The following is a 5,268-nucleotide window of genomic DNA, read 5'->3' as shown; positions in this document are numbered from 1 at the left end:
GGGGCTTCGGACGGGCGGTGGGCGGGAAGCCCTCCCCCGGGCGGGCGTCAGCCCGCGAACGGCCCGGACGCCACGCTCACCGGGTCACCGTCCACTTCTGGTTGGCGGCTCCGGTGCAGGTCCAGATCTGCAGCCGCGCCCCGTTGGCGCTGCCACCCCCGCTCACATCGAGGCACTTGTTCGCCCGCGGGTTGACGATGTCGCGGGCGGCCGGGGTCGCCCACTGCTGCGCCGCCGAGCCGTTGCAGTCGTACAACTGCACCGGGGTGCCGTCCGCCGTACCGGCCGAGGCTACGTCCAGGCACTTGCCCAGTGCCCGGATCGTGCCGTCGGCACCCACCGTCCACCGCTGCGCCGCCGTGCCGTTGCAGTCGTACAGCTGGACTGCCGTGCCGTTCGCGGCCGAACCGCCCGCCACGTCCACGCACTTGCCCGCCAGGCCCGTGATGGGTCCGCCGCCGGCCGGCTCGCTGCCGCCGGAGGTGACCCGGACGTAGTCGACGAGGAGCTGCTGCGGCAGGGGCGTGCCGGCGTCGGGGTCGCCGGGCCAGTAGCCGCCGACCGCCAGGTTGAGGATCACGAAGAACGGCTTGTCGAAGACCCACTGCTTGCCACCGAGGTCGGCGGGGGTGCGCCGCTGGTAGACGGTCCCGTCCACGGACCACGTGATGGCGTTCGGGCTCCAGTCGACGGCGAAGGTGTGGTAGGCATCGGCGAATGCCTGGCCGCCCGGCAGGGTGTAGCCCGCGCCTATGCCGCCGCTGCCGGAGTAACCGGGGCCGTGGAGGGTCCCGTGCACGGTGGACGGTTCGAAGCCGACGTTCTCCATGATGTCGATCTCACCGGAGGCGGGCCAGCCGACCTGGCCGATGTCGTTGCCGAGCATCCAGAAGGCGGGCCAGATCCCCTGCCCGCGCGGGATCTTCATCCGGGCCTCGACCCGGCCGTAGGTGGTGGTGAACTTGCCGGCCGTGTTGAGCCTGGCCGAGGTGTACTCGCACCGCCCGTACCAGCACTGGTAGTTGGCCGGGTTCTCCTTGCGGGCGGTGATGACGAGATGCCCTTGGCCGTCGAGAGCGGCGTTGCGGTTGCCGGCGGTGTAGTACTGCCGCTCGTGGTTGCTGACGTTGTCACCGGTCTCGACCTGCCACTTGCCGCCGTCGACGGCGGAGCCGGCGGCTCCGTCGAACTCGTCGGAGAACGTGACGGCGGCCGCCGCGGCGGTGGTGGCGGCGGGTGCGGTCACCGGCGTGGGCGCGCTCTGCGCGAGGCCGGGCGACAGTGACGCGAGCCCGAGCGCCATGGCCAGGGACAGCACCAGACGCCGGGGGAAACGTGTGGAACTCATTCCATCTCCCTTCGGGGAGCATGAGGGGGGTTGACGTGGTGGGGATGGCGTGCCCATGACAAATACGGATGTGCCGGACGGATGGACGGGAGAACCGGGGCGCCATTAGTTCACTACGTGATTTAAGGAATGAAGACGCACCCTGTCAAGGCTTTGGTATAGACCGGAGCGCGTTCACTTCCTGAATGCCACGGGCCCGGCACCGGCCACCTCCCGGTCACCAACGCGCCGAGAAGGACCCGAGGGCGCCGCCTCCGCCTCCTCGACGGCACCCGGACCGAAGGACCGATCGCCGACGCGGAGGCACGGGAACACGGGGGGCGCCGGGACACTCCCCCGACGCACTCGCGCGCACCGCGCGGCCGGCCCGCTCGCTCCGGAACGACGCCTCCTTGCGCTCCTATCGTAAAACGATAGATTACTATCGTGGTTCGATCGAAGGAGGGGTAATGGGAAAGCTGACGGTGCTCGCGTTGCGGGCCGTGCTCGTGGCACTGCTCGCCGGCTCGGTGTTCGTGCAGACGGTGATGGTTCCGCTGCTGGCGAGCGATCTGGAGGGGCTGGACCAGGAAGCGGCGGACCTCATGCGCCGGCCGATCCTGGTGATCGTGGTCCTGGGCCTCGTGTCGGCCCAGGTCGTCCTGGTCTGCGTCTGGCGGCTCGTGACGATGGTGCGACGCGGGACGGTGTTCTCCTACGCTGCCTTCCGCCACGTGGACGTCGTGACGGGCGCCTTCGTGGCGGCCGCCCTCCTCGTGTTCTCGCTCGCCGTCGTCCTGGCGCCGGGCGAGGCCGTCGCCCCCGGGGTCGTCCTCCTGGTCTGCGGAGCCGCGCTCGCGGTCATGGGGGTCGCGCTCATCGTGCTCGTGCTGCGGATGCTGCTCGCGCAGGCCGTCGCACGCGACGCCGAGGCCACGCAGATGAAGGCAGAGCTGGACGAGGTGATCTGATGCCGATCACCGTCGACATCGACGTGATGCTGGCCAGGCGGAAGATGTCCGTGGGCGAACTCGCGGAACGCGTCGGGATCACACCCGCCAACCTCGCGGTGCTCAAGAACGGCCGTGCCAAGGCGGTACGGTTCGCCACACTCGCCGCTCTCTGCGAGGCACTCGACTGCCAGCCGGGGGACCTGCTCCGCTGGGAGCCCGCGGACGGACCGGGCGCTGCGCCCGCCCCGGACGCGCAGGCGGCGTCCGCCTAGGACAGCCGGCCCGCGACGGGCCGTCGCGGGCCGGCGGAGGCGGCCGCCGGGCAGCCGAACCGCCTCCGCCGAGGCGGCGAGGCGGTCGCGTGGCTCAGATCCCGAGCTTGGCGCGGACACCTGCGGCGGCCGCCGCCGGGCGTGCGGTGGCCCGGACCGAACGGCGCACCGTGCGCGCGTCGTGCCGCAGGTCATGGGCGGCGTGACGGCCGCGCCAGAGCAGCGAGGGGGCGCTTCCGGTGTCGTCCGCCGCGATGAGCAGGCCCCCCAGCATGGACAGGTTCTTCAGGAAGTGGATGCGCTGCTGCATCCGCTCGGAGGGGTCCTCCGCGTCCCAGTAGCGGTGCGCGGCCAGCGTGGTGGGCACCAGGGTCGCGGCCAGGGCCAGCGCGGACAACCGCGGGCAACGGCCCAGCCCGAGCAGCACTCCGCCCACCACCTGCACCGCGCCGTTGAGCCGGACGAGGTGCTCGGTGCGGTCCGGCAGCAGGGAGACGCGGTCGGCCACGGGCCGGACGACGGGCTCGGCCATCGGGGCGACATCCTCGGGACTGCGCAGCGAGTTCATGCCGCCGGCGACGAACATCGAGGCGAGCATCGGGCGGCCGGCGATACGGAGAAGACTCATGACGCTGCCTCCAGGACGATCGAAGTGGGCTGTCTGACGGGGTCAATCATCAGGTGCCCCGACGGACCGGCGCCATTCGGCGTTCCGCCGGACCGGGCACCCGTCCAGCGGGACGAGGACGCCCGGTCGGCCCCGTCGGCGGTCCTTCCGCAGCGGAGCCGCTCCCCGTCGCGACGGGAACGGAACCGCGGTGAACGGCGCAAGGCACGACGGCGGCCGGTCGCGTCATGGAGACTTGGACACGTGTGCGGCGGCCGCTCGCGGCCGGGAGCCCCCTCAGCCGTGGCTGTGAGGCGCCGGCGCAGCCGCGCACCGCGGTGACACCCGCGCGCGAGCACCGGACCACGGCCGACGAGGAGGACACGATCGACACCGCCGAAACTGGCCCGCACCCGCTGGACACCGCCAGCGTCCTGAACGCGAAGAGCACCCTGCTGGAGCTCCTGGGCCGCGCGGGCGTGTTCCGGGACGAGGCGCAGACCCTGATCGCGCTCGTCGAGGCCGGAGCGATCGCCGACGCGCACACCGAGATCGCGAAGGCGGCGGTCGCCCCGGATCCGGACGGCCGGCCGTACGGCACCGGCCGGCACGACGGCGCCCGGGCCGTGAGTGACGCACTCGCCCGCGTCGCCGACCGGGCCCTGGAGCGCGCCCTCGCCCCGACGGGTTCCGGCTCGGCATCGGCCACGTCACAGGGCCGTCACCCTGTCGGAGGGGTGGAGGTGGAGCGGGCGAAGGTCGCCGTGGCGCCCCTGTACCTCGCGTTCAGCGACGCCTCCGATCTCGATCCCGAGGAATCGGACGAGGTCCTCACCGCGGTGCTCGGCACCATGAGCGTCGTCGCACGGGTGGGGTACGCCGGGCAGCTCGCCCGGTTCACCGAATCCCGCCGGGACCGGCTGACCCGGCTGTACGCACGGTACGGGCCTCGCAGCCGCATCGCCGTCCACAGCCGCTACTCCCTGCTCCACTCCCCCACGAGCATCGCCGTACTCGAACGCCTCACTGCCGCCCCCTCGGCGCTGCGGGCCGCCTGGGAACACGCGGAACTGCCGCCGGCGTGGCTGGAAGGACTGGCCACCGCCTGGAGCGCGTCGCAGGCGCCGCAGACCTGACGCCCCTCCTGCCCCCCCGAGGGTGCGGGGGGCGGTCCTGGGCCGGTCCCGGAGGGCGGGTACCGGCCCCGGAGGCGGCCGCCCCCCCGGGACGCCTCCGGTTCGGCCGGCGGTTCAGTCGGTCACGTTGCGCCACACCGTGAGGTCCACGCTGACGTACTGACTCGGGGAGTCCTTCGACGCGAAGCCGTGCACGGTGACCAGGCCGTAGTGGCCCGAGCCCGTCTTCACGCAGATCCGCGAGCCCTTGCCCACCTTGTCCACGTCGATGGACGTGGTGTACCGGGTGTTGGCGAGGCAGCCGTCCAGCGAGCCCGGCTCGGAGGGGGCCAGCAGGGCCATGGTGTTCTCCGACTGGTTCGTGGCCAGGCGGTCGCCGTTGATCATGTCGCCGGAGTAGCCGAAGTCCCCCTCGTAGTTGACGTCCAGGTCCTCCGGCCGCGGCGGCTGGTCCGCGAACATCACCGCGTAACCCACGGGAATACTGAGGTTCTTGTAGGGGGTGCCCTTCGGGGGAGCGGGTGCCTCGCCCTTCCCACCGCCACCACTGCCGGTGGCCTCCGGGGTCGCGCCACCGGGCTGCGCGGCTCCGCCGGTCCTGCCGTCCTTGGCATCGTTCGAGCCCTTGTCAGCGCCCTGTTGGCCCAGCAGGTAGGCGCCGCCGCCGATGAGCACGGCGGCGGCCACTGCCGCGGCCACCAGCACGGACCGGTTTCGCCCGCGCGGCTGCTGCGGCTGCCACTGGCCGGTCCGGTGGCCGCCCGCGGCCCCGGGGAAAGCGGGGTTCGGACGGCTGCCGGCGGCCGGGGGGTAGGCGTACCCGCCGCCCGGAGCCGAGGGAAGCGGGGGCTGCGCGGGACGCGGACGCGCGGTCTGTGTGGGCGGGTGGACCGGCGGTGTGTACGGGGCCGCCCGGGTCGCCGGGTACGGCGACGGCGTGTCCGGGGCCGGACGCGGCGGCGGGGTGGAGGCC

General features: G+C 72.8%; 5 protein-coding genes and 1 pseudogene. 3 read left to right on the top strand and 3 right to left on the bottom strand.

Features of this window, described 5'->3' with window-relative positions; translation table 11 throughout:
• Positions 1 to 76 precede the first annotated feature (76 nt).
• A complete protein-coding gene (locus tag ABZ371_RS28450; protein WP_358684819.1) occupies positions 77 to 1,348 on the bottom strand; it encodes a lectin in 1,272 nt (423 codons plus the stop codon).
• A gap of 449 nt (positions 1,349 to 1,797) precedes the next feature.
• On the opposite strand from ABZ371_RS28450, the gene ABZ371_RS28445 reads away from it, so the two are divergent.
• Positions 1,798 to 2,298: a DUF2975 domain-containing protein gene (locus ABZ371_RS28445; protein WP_358684816.1), complete on the top strand. Its 501-nt coding sequence runs from the start codon at positions 1,798 to 1,800 to the stop codon at positions 2,296 to 2,298.
• On the top strand, positions 2,298 to 2,552 hold the full coding sequence (locus ABZ371_RS28440; RefSeq protein ID WP_358684813.1) for a helix-turn-helix transcriptional regulator: 255 nt from the start codon (positions 2,298 to 2,300) through the stop codon (positions 2,550 to 2,552). Before ABZ371_RS28445 ends, ABZ371_RS28440 begins: the two co-directional genes overlap by 1 nt.
• 94 nt (positions 2,553 to 2,646) lie before the next feature.
• On the opposite strand, the gene ABZ371_RS28435 is transcribed toward ABZ371_RS28440, so the two are convergent.
• A complete protein-coding gene (locus ABZ371_RS28435) occupies positions 2,647 to 3,180 on the bottom strand; it encodes a DoxX family membrane protein (RefSeq protein ID WP_358684811.1) in 534 nt (177 codons plus the stop codon).
• A 227-nt stretch (positions 3,181 to 3,407) separates the two neighbouring features.
• Here ABZ371_RS28435 and ABZ371_RS28430 point away from each other — a divergent pair, with 227 nt between their 5' ends.
• Complete coding sequence (locus ABZ371_RS28430; protein WP_358684808.1) at positions 3,408 to 4,295, top strand: hypothetical protein; 888 nt, start codon at positions 3,408 to 3,410, stop codon at positions 4,293 to 4,295.
• Between the two features lie 114 nt (positions 4,296 to 4,409).
• Here the strand turns inward: ABZ371_RS28430 and ABZ371_RS28425 are convergent.
• A pseudogene (locus ABZ371_RS28425) lies at positions 4,410 to 5,268 on the bottom strand (hypothetical protein); the annotation flags it as partial.

The sequence above is a fragment of the Streptomyces sp. NPDC005899 genome (assembly GCF_040629645.1).
Classification (GTDB): domain Bacteria; phylum Actinomycetota; class Actinomycetes; order Streptomycetales; family Streptomycetaceae; genus Streptomyces.
This window is presented reverse-complemented; position numbering and strand designations above follow the sequence as displayed.

Coding starts and splice junctions, on each gene's coding strand:
- ABZ371_RS28430 (WP_358684808.1), top strand. CDS start 3,408: ATGGAGACTTGGACACGTGTGCGGCGGCCGCTCGCGGCCGGGAGCCCC.
- ABZ371_RS28450 (WP_358684819.1), bottom strand. CDS start 1,348: ATGAGTTCCACACGTTTCCCCCGGCGTCTGGTGCTGTCCCTGGCCATG.
- ABZ371_RS28440 (WP_358684813.1), top strand. CDS start 2,298: ATGCCGATCACCGTCGACATCGACGTGATGCTGGCCAGGCGGAAGATG.
- ABZ371_RS28445 (WP_358684816.1), top strand. CDS start 1,798: ATGGGAAAGCTGACGGTGCTCGCGTTGCGGGCCGTGCTCGTGGCACTG.
- ABZ371_RS28435 (WP_358684811.1), bottom strand. CDS start 3,180: ATGAGTCTTCTCCGTATCGCCGGCCGCCCGATGCTCGCCTCGATGTTC.